Below are 14,755 nucleotides of genomic sequence, written 5' to 3'. Positions count from 1 at the left end.
CGTTCGCCGGGCTGCTTGTGTCCTTTAGTCGGAAATACATCGACATAAGAGGCGAGAGCGTCGAGGACCTCTTCGGCGGTCTTTGTCCAGACGAAGGGCTTGGGTCCCCCTTTCAAGAGGCGATCCAGGCACGGATGTCCTTTTCTAGCGCGTGTACCGTCTTGTGGACTCCGCGTCGTATCTGCTTGGTCGTCAGCTCGGTGAACCACCGTTCCACCAGGTTCAGGCGGTCGGGGTGAAGTGAAGGTGGAAACACGGGTGCGCCAGCAGCCATTTCTTGATCGCAGCCTGGCTCGAGTGGTGCCCGACAGCGGCGATCAAGGATGTTCGACGAATCAACGGGGGTGGCGGGGTGGACTTCATTACGGAGGTCGTTCGGGCGATCAGCGATTTACCCTTCCCTGTGGTGGGGGTGGTGGCCGGGCTCATGGCGTTCGCCGAGTCCGGCCTGGGCGTCGGGTCGATCTTTCCCGGAGAAACGGGCGTGCTGCTACTCGGAGCCGCCGCCGCCACGCCCGTGCGGTTCGCCGTCATGCTCCTACTCGTCGCCCTGGGCGTCACAGCAGGTGATCACGTCGGCTACCTGCTGGGCCGCCGCTACGGCGAGCGGATGCGCGAGCTGGCGGTGGTGCGGCGGCTCGGTGTGCGGCACTGGGACCGCGCCACAGCGGCACTGCACCGGTACGGCGCGGCGGCCGTGTTCATCACCCGGCTGATCCCCATAGTGCGCACACTCACGCCGGCCGCGGCCGGCGCCGCCCAGGTGCGGTACGGGCGCTTCCTGCCCGCTTCGCTGGCGGGATCGCTGCTGTGGTCGGCGTTATACGTGAGCCTGGGCGCGTTCGCGGGTGCCTCCGCCGCCCACCTGGAGCGGCTGCTGGGACGCGCGTCATGGATCCTGCTCGGCGCCCTGGCGGTGCTCGTCGTGGTGGTGAGCCTGATACGGCGCAGGCGCGCGAAAGCGAAGACATCGCCGTAACCAGGGTGAACCACGCGCAGGGTGACCTTGATCTGGTGAACGGTGCCTGCGGCGCCCACGACGGTCACCGTATCGGCGTGATCATCACCAGAATCGGGTCATGCGCCTTTCCGGCGGCGCGGCTGTCCCACTCCTCCAGCGTGGCCCGCAGATGCTGGGCCACGTCGGGAAGCCGAGCTGATGCGCTTCGTCCCGCGCAGCGTCATGGTCGGCTTCGTCAACGCCCTGGCCATCTTGGTCTTCACCTGTCCACCGAACCGGGTCAGGTCGAAGGCGCCCGGGCCAAGCTGAACCGTGTGGGTGCCGAGAACTGCGTCACCTGCTCTGACCTGGCATGCGTCCCTCAGGCAGCGGCGGTACACGAGGTGCTGTCGATTCCCGTCCGGCATGCTTGATCGCCGTGGTCTTCCGTCTGCCTTATCTGATCTTTGCTCGGCTGTGTGGCTGGCTCCTTCTGCTCGGCAGGTCTGCTGGAGCCAAGGATGCCGAGATCTTGGTACTACGCCACCAGGTGGCTGTCCTTGAGCGGCAGGTGAAGCGGCCGCGGCTGTCGTGGGCGGACCGGGTGATCCTGTCGGCCTTGACGAGGGCGCTGCCGACGGGGCGACGTAGCCAGCTGAGGTTGATCGTCTCCCCACGCACACTCCTGCGCTGGCACGCCGATCTGGTCAAGCGCCGCTGGACGTTTCCGCGCCGCCGCTCGGGCAGGCCGCGAACGGGCATGACCCTCCAGCGGCTGGTGGTGAGATTGGCTCGAGAGAACGTGACCTGGGGATATCGACGCATTCACGGTGAACTGATCGGCCTGGGCTACGGGGTCGCCCCGTCGACGGTGTGGGCGATCCTCAAGGCCGCGGGGATGGAGCCGTCCCCAAAGCGTGCGGGGCCGACATGGCGCGCGTTCCTCGCCGCCCGGGCCAAGACGATTGTGGCCATGGACTTCTTCCACGTTGACACCGCGTTCCTGCGCCGCTTGTATGTGCTGTTCTTCATCGAGCACGGCACTCGCCGGGTGCATCTGGCCGGCGTGACGGCGAATCCGACCGGTACGTGGGTCGTGCAGCAGGCCCGCAACCTGCTCATGGATCTCCAGGAAAGCGCCGGTGGTGTACGGTTTCTGATCCGGGATCGAGATGCGAAGTTCACGACGATGTTCGATGCGGTGTTCGCCTCGATCGGGGTGAAGGTCATCACGACGCCGGTGCGAGCGCCGCGGGCCAACGCGATTGCGGAGCGGTGGATCGGTAGCGTACGCCGCGAATGCCTGGACCGTATGCTGATCACCGGTGAGCGGCATCTGCGACACGTCCTGGCGGAGTACACCGATTACTACAACCGCCATCGACCTCACCGGACTCTGAACCAGACATCGCCGAACGGGCGGTCCGATCCGCCCCACTGACGGGCCGCACTCGGCTGGTTCGCAGAGACCGCCTCGGTGGCCTGATCCATGAGTACGCGCAGGTCGCTTAGGGGGACACCATTTTCGGCACCCACAGGCTCTCTCCAGATGGGATCGAGGTCGAGCACATCATCCGAGAGGGGCGCTCCTGCCTCCGTGTGTCCCATCGCGTCAACGGCGCCCTCTACCACGTCGCCGACTGCTGGAGCCCGGCCAAAGTCGGCATGCACGTGGACCTGGCCAGCCTTGTCGAGGTCGTCGACCTCGCGCAGATTAGGGCAAAGCGGACCTGATGCTTGAGGACTGGGTATACAGCCGGAACACTTACCTGACGACCTCATCGATCTTTGGGTCTACGGATCGCCGTGGTATCAGAGTCGGCAACGACCTGGCGAATCGATCAGCGACTTGTCGCCAGGACGTCAACTGGACACCTTGCACGTACGCCTACACGTGAGCTGATACCCTCACGCCCTTGCCGAAGACGTAGAGCCGGTTGCCGAACGATGCGGCGGCGACCGGGTCTTGGGTGTGGCCGCCTCCTTGGACTTCTTGCCAGCCGCCGAATGGTTGGTTCTCCAGGGCGGAGTTCACGTAGATGCGGTTGTCGTTTATTCCCGTGGCGAAGACGTAGAGCCGGTTGCCGAACGATGCGGCGGCGACCGCGCGCTGGGTGAGGCCGCCTCCTTGGACTTCTTGCCAGCCGCCGAATGGTTGGTTCTCCAGGGCGGAGTTCACGTAGATGCGGTTGTCGTTTCCCTTGCCGAAGACGTAGAGCCGGTTGCCGAACGATGCGGCGGCGACCGCGCGCTGGGTACGGCCGCCTCCTTGGACTTCTTGCCAGCCGCCGAATGGTTGGTTCTCCAGGGCGGAGTTCACGTGGATGCGTTGGTCGGTTTCCGTGGCGAAGACGTAGAGCCGGTTGCCGAACGATGCGGCGGCGAGCGAGAAGAGTCTGATGCCGCTGATGCCGCCTCCTTGGACTTCTTGCCAGGCGCCGAACGGTTGGCCGTCCCGGGCGGAGTTCACGTAGATGCGTTTGTCGGTGCCCTTGGCGAAGACGTAGAGCCGATCGCCGAACGATGCGGCGGCGAGCGAGAAGGGGCTGATGCCGCCTCCTTGGACTTGTTGCCAGCCGCCGAATGGTTGGCCGTCCCGGGCGGAGTTCACGTAGATGCGTTGGTCGGTTCCCGTGGCGAAGACGTAGAGCCGGTTGCCGAACGATGCGGCGGCGACCGGGTGGTGGGTGAGGCCGCCTCCTTGGACTTCTTGCCAGCCGCCGAATGGTTGGTTCTCCAGGGCGGAGTTCACGTAGATGCGGTTTTCTATCATTTGTTCCTCCCCAGTTTGGTTTGCGACGTAGTCGCTGACGATTGGGGGCGGGCTCGGTGGTATCGCCGTCAGACGGACGGGGGCAGGATTTCACCGTAGGCAGTTCCCGAACATCTGCACATACGTCACGGCGGGGAGAGCGGATCCTGCAGCCGGATCTGCGCTCCCCAAAGCCACCTGAACCGTCATCTCCGTTCCTCCGCCAAGGAGGTTGAGGAAGTGGGGCGGACTTTCATACCAAGCGTCGAAAGCGGCGCGGGGCGTCACGCGATCCGGCCCCCAGCCCACGTAGGTGTTTTCAGCCGAGGACCACCCCTTCGTGCAACCACGCGGGTAGCCCATCTCCTGGGCGCGAAGGTGCGGCGTCGACTTGGTCTGTGGATTGATATGCGAGTCGCACCACTCAGGTTTGTTCTGCTGGGGGACGCAGTTCTTGCCTGGCTCGACCTTGCCCCACCAGCGGAGCTTGACCGCGTCTTGGACGTGGCGGTAGGCGGCCCCGGGGAGCCCGGGCGCAGCGCCGCGTCCAATGCCCTTTGGCCGCGCTCGCGTCGCTGGCGGCCACTGAGGCAAACCGGACCCCCATTCGCCCGGTGGCCACCAAGGAGGCTTAGGCGGCCGGGGCAGGAGATCATTGCTCCAGTAGTGCCGTGTTTGGTTGACCATGCACAAGATCGCATCTTCGATAAGCCGGTCCTGCTTCCGAAAGGCGACGTGTCCCATGGGGGTAGCGGGGAACTCGGATCTAGGCCGGAGGATCATGTGCTCATTCGGGCAAGCTTCACTTCCGGAGTGCTTCGTAGCCACAGGAACGGTCGGCACTGCGGGCTGCACAGGAGATTCGGTGACTGGCAGGACCATGCTGACAGCGCTAGCTACGGCGATAGCCCCTCGTTGAAGCGAGGCACGGCGCATGACTGGTCTCCCCTCTACAGGGGGCTCGTATCTCCCCTCATGGTGCTCCTACCTTCGTGCTGCGGGCGTGACAGCGCCGTGACGGGAAAGATACGACGGCAGGGTCAGGCCTTGGCCGCCTTCAGCAGCGCCATCCACGCCGGGGCACGGCTCAGTCCTTCGGTCGAACGGGAAACCGTCAGTGTGCACGTTGACACCACAAACAGGCACACGAGGCAACAGTTACGCAGCGAGATGGACACCACGCGGCTGCACCGTCGTAGGCGGGAGGCGTGGCCCGTACTGGGAATGGCGCTGCTCGACGGCGAAGTCTGGGGTGCACCCGGCTCACCAGCTTCCCTTTAGCAACACGGCCTAACGGCTCGTCGGGCCCTGTCGAGCAGCCAGCGCAGCAGCCGCTCCCGCTAGTTGCCGGTCAGGGGTGTAACGCACTTCCAGCCGACGAAAGTTTGTCCGTTGGCCAGATCCGTGTAGATGCCGTTGGTATCGACTCTGCCGGCCGAGACCGCGCCGGTGTGTTCGCTGTAGAAGAGCACTTCTCGGCCTATGGCTGTCATGTGGGTCCAGCCCCCGGCAAGTTGTCTGTTGGCCAGGTGCGTGAAGATGCCGTTTGTGTCGATTCTGCCGGTCGAGGTGAAGCCCTGGTGATGATAGAAGAGCACTTCTCGGTCTGTGGCGATGATGCGGTGCCAGTGTTTGACGAGCTGTCCGTTGGCCAGGTGCGTGAAGATGCCGTTGGTGTCGATCCTGCCGGTCGAGATCGCGCCGTTGGTGCCGTCGTAGAAGAGTAGTTCTCGGCCTATGGCTGTGATGTGGGTCCAGCTCCCGGCAAGTTGTCCGTTGGCCAGGTTCGTGAAGATGCCGTTGGTGTCGATTCTGCCGGTCGAGATTGCGCCGTTGCTCTTTTTGTAGAAGAGTAGTTCTCGGCCTATGGCTGTGATGTGGGTCCAGCCCCCGGCAAGTTGTCCGTTGGCCAGGTGCGTGAAGATGCCGTTGGTATCGACCCTACCGGTCGAGATCCCGCCGTTGGTCCAGTTGTAGAAGAGTAGTTCTCGGCCTACCGCTACGACGTGGGACCAACTCTCCTCAACCTTTCCGGTGATCAGCTCTGTGTAGACACCGTTGGTTTCGAGTCTGGAGGTCGCGATATCGCCGAAACCAACGTGGCTGGCGTAGCAAATAAGTTCCCTGGCCACGATTACTCTCCCGCCCCTCGCCGCATCCGGCATCGCAAACTGACCCTGCCCCGTGCGCACAGTTAGACTCAGGGCGGCATGACGTATATGCCATGTTCTACAATGCCCGGTGTTATAGCTCGCCTATCCCTATATGTGAGTCCTAGTCCATGTCTTTAGCGTTGGCATTCCAACTTCGTTGAGTTACTCGCAGGTGATCAGCCGTGTCCGAGCTCCGCCGTACGGCTCGCGCTAGCCGTACTTCCCAGATGAGCCAATCTCGGAAGTGGTCTCCAGGGCGGACTTCCGAGATTGCGCTGTTCACGCTCTCGGAAGGACCGGATCCCACTTCCGAGATGACGACGCAAGTGGATCACTGGCCGCTTCTGCCCGTATTTCGGCTGAACCCGAGACGGTAGCCAGACGGTTGCGAGCTGTGTCTGTGCGCCCGTTGCGAAGGAACACTGCGCGCTGTGCTAACGACTTCCGTGATCGACCGTAAGTACGCTGCGCAGGTCGGATCCGCCGAACGGGGTTTGACGCCATAAATTTCCAAAGGATTCTCAGTAAAGGACAGGAAATGAAAAGAAATCTCAGGCGATGGGGTGCCCTCGGCACCGCGGCCGTTTCCCTGGCAGGGGCCATGGTCGTCGCGGGCGGCGCCACAGCGGCGCACGCGGGCACCTCGTGCTACACGAATTCGATCTTTATCAACGACAGTCCCGGCGGAGACCCCAAGCAGCGGGCGTACGGTCACTCCCACAACACCGGTAACCACTACGTCAACGGCTCCCTCTACGACGCCGCTCGGGGATTGCACAAATGGTTCTGGATGGCCGACAACGACGGCGGGTCGGACGGCGACACCGGCGACACCTTCTACGGCAACTCCTGGTGCTATTCATCCGCGCCACCGCAGCCGACCAGCGTGTGAAGCGAGCCGCGTGACAGCGGACGGGCTCACAGGGTAGGAGCCGTCAGCGCCTCGGTAGTTGTCTTCGATCGTCTGCTCGATCATGAGGTAGATGGCGTCATGCAGGGGGTCACTTGGCGCCGGCGTCTCCGATCTGGACCACGTCGTAGTGCGCACGTCGCGCCCGGTAGAGGTGGCGGCTACAGAGCACGAACGAGAGTGCCTGATGCTTGTCTGCCTTCCAGCAAGCACGGCGAGCGCACTCGGCCGGGTAGCCGAGATCCCACGCCTGGCAGGTCCGGGCAGCTTCCGCTGCGATGGGGTCAGGCATCGGAGCCTCCCGCATAGGCGAGGAGCCGCTCCTCGAACCCGTCGTCGTCTTCGTCGTCGATGTCCCGGTAGTAGCCGTGGTCGAGGGTCGCCTGCGAGTGGTCGCCTGCGATGCACTTCCGGACGGCGGCCACGACGTCGGACGGGTCGGGCAGCACGTCATCGCAGATCCACCAGATGCCGGACACGGTGCAGCAGGCCCGCAACCTGGCGATGGACCTGGGGGAGCGCATCGCCGGGCTGCGGTTCTTGATCCACGATCGGGACCCGCTCTTCACCGTCGCCCTTCGGGAGGTCTTCACAACCGAAGGGAGGATGAACGCCATCTGCGAGCGGATCATCGGCACCCTGCGCCGCGAACTGTTGGACCGGATCCTGATCCTCAGTGAACGCCATCTGGCCCTGGTGCTTCGCGAGTACCTGATCCACTACAACGGCCATCGGCCGCACCAGTCCCGGCACCAACGGCCCCCGGACACCGCAACGCAGTTCGCCCGCGACGTGACCGAACTCAACGACCTGCGGTCCATCCGCCGAAGACCCGTCGTCGCAGGCGTGATCAGCGAATACCACCACGCCGCTTAACCGCAGCTCAGCCCACGAAACTCAATATTCGAGCGGCACAGCAGGAACCTGGACCTGCTTGGCCACGTGCTCAACCACGTCGTTCGGCAGCTCTGAACGGCGCGCGGGAACCGGCCGTGCTGCGTGTAGAACTTCAGCAAGATCGCGAATCCGAGTCGAGTGGCATCACGCTTTCCGGCGATCAGGTCGCGCTCTTCGTCCAGGATCGTCCAGTGCTCAACCAACTCGTCGATGTGCATCGGGGGGTTTCATGACCAACCAGCGTTGCGGCTGAACTGCCGGTCGTCCAGCCGACGGAACGCGGCCGCGTCACAGCCACGCAGCTCCCGGCGTTCCTGCTCATGGGAACGCTGCCTGAGGGCGTCGGCGATCGTCAGTGGCGTGGGCCGGGTCGTCAAGCTAGGCAAACCTCCTACTGATGGGGCGAGGGCGCGTTCCGGCACGATCAGGTGAGGACGAGCGTGTCCGCGACCGGAGCGGACGGGATCGGCTGGATCATGCCGGGACTCGCGCGGGTGAGGGCTGGTTCATAGCACGAAGGTAACCGAGGCACACCCGCCGTGCAGCCCCTTTCACCCCACCCTGGTGAGTCCCTCAAGCCCCTGCTGTCCTGGCCGTGCGCAGCTGGCGCAACGCCTCGGCCCGGCGCCCGTCGAGACGCGCGCCGCGACCCGGTCGGCGTACCCGTCGGCCACCTCGTCCACGCCGGTTCTGGCCAGCGCGGTGTAGGCCCGCACCTCGGCCCGCCGGTGCTTGGCGATCAGGTTGCCGCGATGCCGTACAACCAGGGGCGGGCGTCGCGCTGGGCGGTGTCGTAGCGGCGCACCTTGCGGAAGGCCACCAGGAACGTCCCGGCGACGACGTCGTCGGCCAGCGAGTCGCCCAGCCTCCTGGTTACATAGCGGTGGAGCGCGGGCGCGTGCCGATCGAAGAGCTCCGCGAAGGCCGAGGGCTCTCGCCGGGCGCGCTCGATCACCTCCGCGTCGTCTCGGGTGGGGATGATCAAGGGCGACTCCGTTCGTCGGGGCGGCCACATCCTTTCCCCCGAAGTCCACGATCGGGTTCTCGGGCCGATCGACCCGGCCGCGCGTGGGCGGCCTGGCCGGTGTCCTACAGGATGCTCAGGTCGATGGCCTCGGCCATCGCGTTCAGGCCCGCGTCGTTCGGGTGGAGCCAGTCGCCCTCCTGGCCTTCGCGGACGTTGAACTCCGGCCGCAGCCGGTCGGGGTCGTCCGGGGAGACGAGGGCGCGTTCGAAGTTGGCCACGGCGTCGTACTCGCCGCTGGTCCTGATCCAGGTGTTGACCTGGTCGCGGATCTGCTCCAGCCCGTACGGCTCAGCCGTGCCGTCGGGGTAGAGCCACGGGTTGCCCTTGAACGGCATGATGGTGCCGCCGACGACGCGGATCCCGCGCGCGTGGGCGCGCCGGATGAGCTCGCGGTGTCCCGCGATGAGCTGCTCGGCGGTGACGTCGGGGTCGCGGTAGGTGATGTCGTTGATGCCCTCCATCACGATCACCGTCCGCACGCCCGGCTTGTCGAGCACGTCCCGCTGGAAGCGGGCGAGGGCGCGTTCGCCGAAGAGCGGGTGGTCGTACAGGACCCGGTTGCCGGAGATGCCGCTGTTCAGGACGGTCAGCCGGGTTCCGGAGGCGACGAGGCGCTCGGCGAGCTGGTCGGGGTAGCGGTTGTCGGCGTCGGGGGTGGAGCCGGTGCCGTCGGTGACCGAGTCGCCGAAGGTCACCACCGCGCCGCGGGCGGGGCCGCCGAGCACGTCCACGCCGCTCAGGTAGTACCACGACTGGGTGGTGTCGGTGAAGGCGGTGCCACGCGGGTCGAACCGGTGGTCGCCTGACGCCCGGTAGCTGGTGGCCGAGGAGACGTCGTGGAAGGTGGAGGGTCCGGTCTTGCCGCGGAAGTAGAGGGTGACGGCCAGCCGGTCGAGCGCCTGGACCGGGAGCGGGATCGGGTCGCTCACCAGCTCCTGCCCGGCCTTGACCACGGCGTCCGCGCGCCGGGAGAAGGTCACGGCGCGCAGCGTGCCAGGACGTACGGCCGCGCCGGCGGCGGCCTTGGCGATCGTCGCCCCGTTCACGGTGAGGGGCGCCGTGCCGTACCTGTTGGAGATCGTGATGCGGAGGGCGGCTCCCGATCCGGTGACGCGGAGCACCTGACGGACGGACTGGCGTTCGAAGCCCTGCTCCGACCAGTTGGACGACCACGGCAGCCCGCCGGGTGAGGGCTGCTGGACGGCTGCCGCCCAGGCGCCCGTCCAGCGGGGCTGCGCCGTAGCCGCTTGGGCGGGAACGGCGGTGAGGGCGAGGGTGAGCGCGGCGATGGTCTTGGTGAACAGCATGAGGGGAGGATCCTTGGGTCAGAAATCGGTGGCGTGGTCGGCGGCCCACTGCGCGTAGGTGCGGGCGGGGTGGCCGGTGATCCGCTCGACGGTGTCGTTGACCTCGGCGGGCTTGCCGACGCAGGCCGCCATCAGGTCGAACAGGGCGCCGAGGAAGGCCGGGTCCATGAAGGCGCTCATCTGCTCCAGCACCGGCGCGGGGTCGAGGTCCTCGACGGTGAGCGGGCGGCCGAGCGCCTGGCCGAGGATGGCGACCTGGTCGGCCTGGGTGAGCGACTCCGGCCCGGTCAGGCGGTAGGTCCGCCCGGCGTGAACGGGCTGGGTCAGCGTCGTGACCGCGACGTCGGCGACGTCGAGCTCGTGGACGGCGCTGAAGGCGGCCTTGGTGTACGGCGCGCGGATCACGTCGCCTCCGGCGAGCTGCATCGCGAAGGTCAGCGAGTTGATCGCCGGGAAGAGCAGGCGCAGGGTCGTCCACTCCAGGCCGGACTCGCGCACGGCCCGCTCCACGTCGCCGTGGTACTGGGCGATCACATCCGGCTGCGGGTCGGCTCCGTCGACCACCGCACCCGAGGACAGGAAGACGATCCGGCTCACCCCGGCTTCGCGGGCGGCGGCCAGCAGCGGCGCCGGGTCCATGCCGTACTGCAGGACCAGCAGGACGGCGCTCACTCCGTCGAGCGCGGCCGGGAGGGTTTCCGGCTTGGTTAGGTCGGCCTGGGCCAGCTCGACGCCCTGCGGCAGGGCGGCTCGTTCGGGCGTGCGGGTCAGAGCGCGGACGGGGTGGCCCGCGGCGTGCAGGGCTTCGACGGCCTGACGGCCGAAGTGGGCGGTGGCGCCGGTGACGAGGTACATGAGCACTCCAGAATGCGGAAGGGAATATTCTGTTCTAATACTGCAAAATGGCGCAGAGCGCGTCGATCTCCTCGTCGGTGTTGTAGTAGTGCACCGACGCCCGCACCACAGCCGCCAGACCACGGCCGCCCAGGTCGTAGCGGGCGGAGGTGACCGCGGACACGCTGGTGTTGATCCCGGCCGCGCCCAGGCGGTGATGCACGTCGGCGGCGGACTCGCCGTCCACGGTGAAGGTGACGATCCCGCACAGCCGCTGCCCGCGGTCCTGGACGGTCACCCTGGGCAGCTCCCCCAGCCGCCGCCGCAGCCGGGCGGCCAGCGCGGTGACGCGCTCCTCGATGGCCTCGACGCCCCAGCTCAGGGCGTAGTCCACCGCGACACCGAGGCCGATCTTGGCCGCGTAGTTGGTCTCCCAGTTCTCGAACCGGCGCGCTCCGGGACGGATCTCGTAGGCGTCGTGGCTTGTCCAGATGGCGGCGTGCAGGTCGAGGAAGGGCGGCTCCAGGGTGTCGGCGAGCCGCTCGGAGACGTAGAGGAACCCGGTGCCGCGCGGCCCGCGCAGGAACTTGCGGCCGGTGGCCGACAGCAGGTCGCAGCCGAGCTCCCGCACGTCGACGGGGAGTTGCCCGACGGACTGGCAGGCGTCGAGCAGGAACGGGACGCCTGCGGCGCGGGTCAGCCGGCCGATCTCTGCCGCGGGGTTGACCAGTCCGCTCTGGGTCGGGACGTGGGTGACGGCGACGAGCTTGACGTCGCCGTCGAGCCGCCGCTCCAGGTCGCGCACCGACAGCTGGCCGTGCTCGTCGTCGTCGACCACCTCGACCCGGAGGCCGGTACGGCGCGCGACCTGGAGGAAGGCGATGACGTTGCTGGCGTACTCGGCGCGGGAGGTCAGGATCCTGTCCCCCGGCTTGAAGCGCAGCGCGTAGAAGGCCATGTCCCAGGCGCGGGTGGCGTTCTCGACGACGGCGATCTCGCCCGGCAGGCAGCCGATCAGCCGGGCGATCGCCTCGTAGACCGCGTCCACCTTCACAGCCGCGGCCGCGGCGGCTTCGTATCCGCCGAGCCGCGCCTCCAGCCGCAGGTGTCCGATGACAGCGTCGAGCACCGGGGCCGGAGGAAGTGCCGCACCGGCGTTGTTGAGGTGCACCACCTCGGCGCATCCCGGGGTGTCGTGGCGGGCACGGGCCACGTCCAAGAGGGTCATGGCAGTCGCGGTCCGGCCTCGCGCTGGGCGGCGAGCCAGCTCTCCACCTCGTCGGCCCGGCTGGGCAGCGCGCCGGACAGGTTGACCGCGCCTTCCGCGGTGACCAGGATGTCGTCCTCCACCCGGATCCCGATCCCGCGAAGCTCGGCGGGAACCAGGTCGTCCTCCGGCTGGAAGTACAGCCCGGGCTCGACGGTCAGCACGTTGCCCGCGCTGAGCTCGCCCCCGCGATAGCGCTCGGGTCGGGCGGTGGCGCAGTCGTGCACGTCGGTGCCGAGCATGTGACCGAACCCGTGCAGCGTCCACCGCCAGTAGTGCATCGAGGAGGGGTCCATCGCCTCGTCGGCGCTCACCTTGAGCACCCCGAGCTCGACCAGCCCCTCGGCGAGCGCCCGCATGCAGGTCAGATGGACGTCGGCGAACTTCACCCCCGGTTTGACCGCCGCGATCCCGGCCTGCTGGGCCGCGTGGACGATGTCGTAGACCTCGCGCTGGAGCGGGGTGAAGACACCGGAGACGGGCAGCGTGCGGGTGAGGTCGGCGGTGTAGAGCTGATGACCTTCCACGCCCATGTCCATGAGCAGCAACTGCCCGGGCGCGGTGAAGCCGTCGTTGCGCTTCCAGCACAGGATCGTGGCATGCGCCCCCGCGCAGACGATCGAACCGTACCCGACGTCGTTGCCGTCGTGGCGAGCACGCAGCCCGAAGACGCCTTCGACCAGCCGCTCGGACACGCCCCGGTCGGCGGGCAGCGCCCGGGCGACGTCCTCGAAGCCCCGGATGGTGGCGTCGACCGCCTCCTGGAGCTGGGCGATCTCCCACTCGTCCTTGACGAGCTTGAGCTCGGCGATCGCCGCCGCGAGCGCCCGGTCACGGACGCCGTCGGCGGGCACGGCCGCGTCGACCCGGGCGTCGAGCCCGCGCAGCACCCGGGTGCGGCCCCGCGCGCAGCGGGCCAGAGCGGCGTCGAGGTCCGCGAGCGGAGCGGTGTCGACGCCGAGCTCGGTCGTCTTTTCCCCCAGCGTACGGCGGCGCCCGGCCCACAGCTCTCCGGCCCGGTCGCGGAAGAACTCGTCCGTCTCCCGCGACGAGCGCTGGTGGGTGTAGAGCACGGCGTCACCGCCCGGCCGCAGGAACAGCACGCTGTCGGGGTCGTGGTCGCCGGTGAGGTAGGAGAAGTCGCTGCCCGGGCGGAAGCGGTAGAGGGTGGCGTTGGCGCGGATCTTGGCGGGTCCGGTGGGGATGACCAGCGTCTCCCCGGGAAAGGCCCGCGTCAGCTCGGCACGGCGGCGCGCGTAGTGCGGCACGGCCGGTTGGGGTCGCACGTCGAGCGGCTGGTCGAGCCAGCCCGCGCGCATGAACTCCAGGAGCCTGGGCGGGAAGTCGGGGTCGTGGGCGGCCTTGGTCATCGTCGGCTCTCGGTCCAGTCGACGTGCAGGTCCTCCTGCGTGGCGAAGCGCAGGAGATGCCGGGTGACGACGTCCTGGACGCCGCCCAGCGCGTCGAGGTCGGCAGCCTCTGCGACCAGGACGAGCCCTCCCTCGGCCGACCGCAGCGAGCAGGTGCCGGACCGGAAGGTGATCGTCGCGCATCCGGGGCCGGTGTGCTCGGCGCTGGCCTTGTGGCCCAGGTGGGAGACGAGCTGTTTGGCGTAGCGCTCGGGGCGGTCGGTCGCGACGTGTGCCGTGGACAGGAGCATGCGCCCTCCAAGTGTTTAGATCTGTAGACGCTTTCAGCGCTCGGCAGTCTGTCAACGACGTCCGCGATTTGTCAAAAGCGTCGACGGTCCTAGACACTTGTTCCATGGCCGATGAGCAGCTCCTCTCTCTGCGCTCATCCGCGCAGTACAAAGCGCTCGGGCACCCGATGCGCCACCGCATGGTGAACCTCTTGCGCCAGCGCCCCGCCACCCTCGGCGAGCTGACCGCCGCGCTCGACTCCACCAAGGGCACGGTCGGCTACCACGTGCGGATCCTGCGCGAGGCCGGGCTGGTCCGCCTGGCGAGCACTCGGCAGGTGCGCGGCGGCACCGAGCAGCGCTTCGAGCTCGTCAACCGCGGATTCCAGCTCGACGAGGAGACCGGGGCCAGGTTCCTGCACGACGCGGCCCTGGCCGAGATGTCCCCCGTACGGCCGGGCGACCCCGGCCACACCGTGCTGCACCACGTGTGGCTCACTCCGGAGGAGGCCCGCGCCCTGGCGGAACGCGTCGAAAACTACGACCACGGCCAGCGGCTGGACCCCGAGCAGGGCACCGAGGCCTACGGCCTGCTCCTCAGCCTCTACCGCGCCGACATCCCCCGCCTCCCTCCGGAACGCCCCACGACCTGACGCCCGGCCACGCCTCGACCTGGCGACGACCAGATCGGGTGGGTCGCGGCACAGCGTGGCGGGTCACGGTGCCGGGGTGGGTCCTCGCCATAACTGCCCCGGCTGCCTCGCGAATCAAGCCAGCCAAGAGCAGAAGCACGCTCGGGCGCCGTTTCCCCTCGCGCACTCCCAGCTCAGCGGACGTAAAGCGGGCATGTCACCTTCAGGGATCACAGCGGACGGGTGAGCGCCATCGTAGATCATCTTCTTGCTGCCAAGGCCTGGCACGGCGGCTGTCGGCGCAGCAGTCTGCTCGCGCGAAAGTGTCGGTGGACATGCGGCCGAGACCGTTGCGCATAGAAAACACATAGATGATCGTCGAGGGCTACATCGACGT

16 protein-coding genes are annotated in these 14,755 nt (G+C 67.4%); 6 read left to right on the top strand and 10 right to left on the bottom strand.

Annotation, left to right across the window (positions count from 1 at the left end; translation table 11 throughout):
• Window positions 1-352: 352 nt before the first annotated feature.
• The 3 genes from ABFX55_RS24635 (at window position 353) to ABFX55_RS24625 (ending at window position 2,674) form a co-directional block, all read left to right on the top strand.
• On the top strand, window positions 353-979 hold the full coding sequence (locus tag ABFX55_RS24635) for a DedA family protein (protein ID WP_346124686.1): 627 nt from the start codon (window positions 353-355) through the stop codon (window positions 977-979).
• Between the two features lie 400 nt (window positions 980-1,379).
• The gene (locus ABFX55_RS24630; RefSeq protein WP_346131233.1) at window positions 1,380-2,381 is read left to right on the top strand and encodes an integrase core domain-containing protein; all 1,002 of its coding nucleotides are present in this window, start codon (window positions 1,380-1,382) and stop codon (window positions 2,379-2,381) included.
• A gap of 158 nt (window positions 2,382-2,539) precedes the next feature.
• The gene (locus ABFX55_RS24625) at window positions 2,540-2,674 is read left to right on the top strand and encodes a hypothetical protein (protein ID WP_346124684.1); all 135 of its coding nucleotides are present in this window, start codon (window positions 2,540-2,542) and stop codon (window positions 2,672-2,674) included.
• 154 nt (window positions 2,675-2,828) lie between these two features.
• Here the strand turns inward: ABFX55_RS24625 and ABFX55_RS24620 are convergent, their stop codons facing one another.
• Both ABFX55_RS24620 and ABFX55_RS24615 read right to left on the bottom strand, forming a co-directional pair.
• Window positions 2,829-3,713 carry a DUF8189 domain-containing protein gene (locus ABFX55_RS24620; RefSeq protein ID WP_346124682.1) on the bottom strand — a complete coding sequence of 295 codons (885 nt, stop codon included), beginning with the start codon at window positions 3,711-3,713 and terminating at the stop codon, window positions 2,829-2,831.
• 1,319 nt (window positions 3,714-5,032) lie between these two features.
• The gene (locus ABFX55_RS24615; RefSeq protein WP_346124680.1) at window positions 5,033-5,824 is read right to left on the bottom strand and encodes a hypothetical protein; all 792 of its coding nucleotides are present in this window, start codon (window positions 5,822-5,824) and stop codon (window positions 5,033-5,035) included.
• A gap of 559 nt (window positions 5,825-6,383) precedes the next feature.
• Here ABFX55_RS24615 and ABFX55_RS24610 point away from each other — a divergent pair.
• Window positions 6,384-6,737, top strand: coding sequence for a hypothetical protein (locus ABFX55_RS24610; RefSeq protein ID WP_346124679.1), 354 nt, complete (start codon window positions 6,384-6,386; stop codon window positions 6,735-6,737).
• Between the two features lie 302 nt (window positions 6,738-7,039).
• Here the strand turns inward: ABFX55_RS24610 and ABFX55_RS24605 are convergent, their stop codons facing one another.
• Window positions 7,040-7,234: a hypothetical protein gene (locus ABFX55_RS24605; protein ID WP_346124677.1), complete on the bottom strand. Its 195-nt coding sequence runs from the start codon at window positions 7,232-7,234 to the stop codon at window positions 7,040-7,042.
• On the opposite strand from ABFX55_RS24605, the gene ABFX55_RS24600 reads away from it, so the two are divergent.
• Window positions 7,224-7,631, top strand: coding sequence for an integrase core domain-containing protein (locus tag ABFX55_RS24600; protein ID WP_346124675.1), 408 nt, complete (start codon window positions 7,224-7,226; stop codon window positions 7,629-7,631). The two genes, ABFX55_RS24605 and ABFX55_RS24600, sit on opposite strands and share 11 nt — an antisense overlap.
• On the opposite strand, the gene ABFX55_RS24595 is transcribed toward ABFX55_RS24600, so the two are convergent.
• The 7 genes from ABFX55_RS24595 to ABFX55_RS24565 form a co-directional block, all read right to left on the bottom strand.
• Window positions 7,628-7,870, bottom strand: coding sequence for a hypothetical protein (locus ABFX55_RS24595; protein WP_346124673.1), 243 nt, complete (start codon window positions 7,868-7,870; stop codon window positions 7,628-7,630). The two genes, ABFX55_RS24600 and ABFX55_RS24595, sit on opposite strands and share 4 nt — an antisense overlap.
• 521 nt (window positions 7,871-8,391) lie before the next feature.
• Window positions 8,392-8,637 (bottom strand): RNA polymerase sigma factor, encoded by a 246-nt coding sequence (locus ABFX55_RS24590; protein ID WP_346124671.1) that lies wholly within the window; start codon window positions 8,635-8,637, stop codon window positions 8,392-8,394.
• A gap of 104 nt (window positions 8,638-8,741) precedes the next feature.
• Window positions 8,742-9,986 carry an SGNH/GDSL hydrolase family protein gene (locus ABFX55_RS24585; RefSeq protein ID WP_346124669.1) on the bottom strand — a complete coding sequence of 415 codons (1,245 nt, stop codon included), beginning with the start codon at window positions 9,984-9,986 and terminating at the stop codon, window positions 8,742-8,744.
• 18 nt (window positions 9,987-10,004) lie between these two features.
• Window positions 10,005-10,841: an NAD(P)H-binding protein gene (locus ABFX55_RS24580; protein ID WP_346124667.1), complete on the bottom strand. Its 837-nt coding sequence runs from the start codon at window positions 10,839-10,841 to the stop codon at window positions 10,005-10,007.
• A gap of 34 nt (window positions 10,842-10,875) precedes the next feature.
• On the bottom strand, window positions 10,876-12,048 hold the full coding sequence (locus ABFX55_RS24575) for an aminotransferase class V-fold PLP-dependent enzyme (RefSeq protein WP_346124665.1): 1,173 nt from the start codon (window positions 12,046-12,048) through the stop codon (window positions 10,876-10,878).
• Complete coding sequence (locus ABFX55_RS24570; RefSeq protein ID WP_346124663.1) at window positions 12,045-13,457, bottom strand: aminopeptidase P family protein; 1,413 nt, start codon at window positions 13,455-13,457, stop codon at window positions 12,045-12,047. The genes ABFX55_RS24575 and ABFX55_RS24570 overlap by 4 nt, the downstream gene beginning before the upstream one ends.
• Complete coding sequence (locus tag ABFX55_RS24565) at window positions 13,454-13,747, bottom strand: DUF2218 domain-containing protein (protein ID WP_346124661.1); 294 nt, start codon at window positions 13,745-13,747, stop codon at window positions 13,454-13,456. Before ABFX55_RS24565 ends, ABFX55_RS24570 begins: the two co-directional genes overlap by 4 nt.
• A 104-nt stretch (window positions 13,748-13,851) precedes the next feature.
• Between ABFX55_RS24565 and ABFX55_RS24560 the strand changes: the two genes are divergently transcribed.
• Window positions 13,852-14,379: an ArsR/SmtB family transcription factor gene (locus ABFX55_RS24560; protein WP_346124659.1), complete on the top strand. Its 528-nt coding sequence runs from the start codon at window positions 13,852-13,854 to the stop codon at window positions 14,377-14,379.
• Window positions 14,380-14,755: the final 376 nt, after the last annotated feature.

Origin of the sequence: Nonomuraea roseola (assembly GCF_039535395.1) — a bacterium.
Taxonomy (GTDB): Bacteria; Actinomycetota; Actinomycetes; order Streptosporangiales; family Streptosporangiaceae; genus Nonomuraea; species Nonomuraea roseola.
This window is presented reverse-complemented; position numbering and strand designations above follow the sequence as displayed.

Coding starts and splice junctions, on each gene's coding strand:
- ABFX55_RS24620 (WP_346124682.1), bottom strand. CDS start 3,713: ATGATAGAAAACCGCATCTACGTGAACTCCGCCCTGGAGAACCAACCA.
- ABFX55_RS24570 (WP_346124663.1), bottom strand. CDS start 13,457: ATGACCAAGGCCGCCCACGACCCCGACTTCCCGCCCAGGCTCCTGGAG.
- ABFX55_RS24595 (WP_346124673.1), bottom strand. CDS start 7,870: ATGCACATCGACGAGTTGGTTGAGCACTGGACGATCCTGGACGAAGAG.
- ABFX55_RS24575 (WP_346124665.1), bottom strand. CDS start 12,048: ATGACCCTCTTGGACGTGGCCCGTGCCCGCCACGACACCCCGGGATGC.
- ABFX55_RS24585 (WP_346124669.1), bottom strand. CDS start 9,986: ATGCTGTTCACCAAGACCATCGCCGCGCTCACCCTCGCCCTCACCGCC.
- ABFX55_RS24610 (WP_346124679.1), top strand. CDS start 6,384: ATGAAAAGAAATCTCAGGCGATGGGGTGCCCTCGGCACCGCGGCCGTT.
- ABFX55_RS24600 (WP_346124675.1), top strand. CDS start 7,224: ATGCCGGACACGGTGCAGCAGGCCCGCAACCTGGCGATGGACCTGGGG.
- ABFX55_RS24565 (WP_346124661.1), bottom strand. CDS start 13,747: ATGCTCCTGTCCACGGCACACGTCGCGACCGACCGCCCCGAGCGCTAC.
- ABFX55_RS24580 (WP_346124667.1), bottom strand. CDS start 10,841: ATGTACCTCGTCACCGGCGCCACCGCCCACTTCGGCCGTCAGGCCGTC.
- ABFX55_RS24560 (WP_346124659.1), top strand. CDS start 13,852: ATGGCCGATGAGCAGCTCCTCTCTCTGCGCTCATCCGCGCAGTACAAA.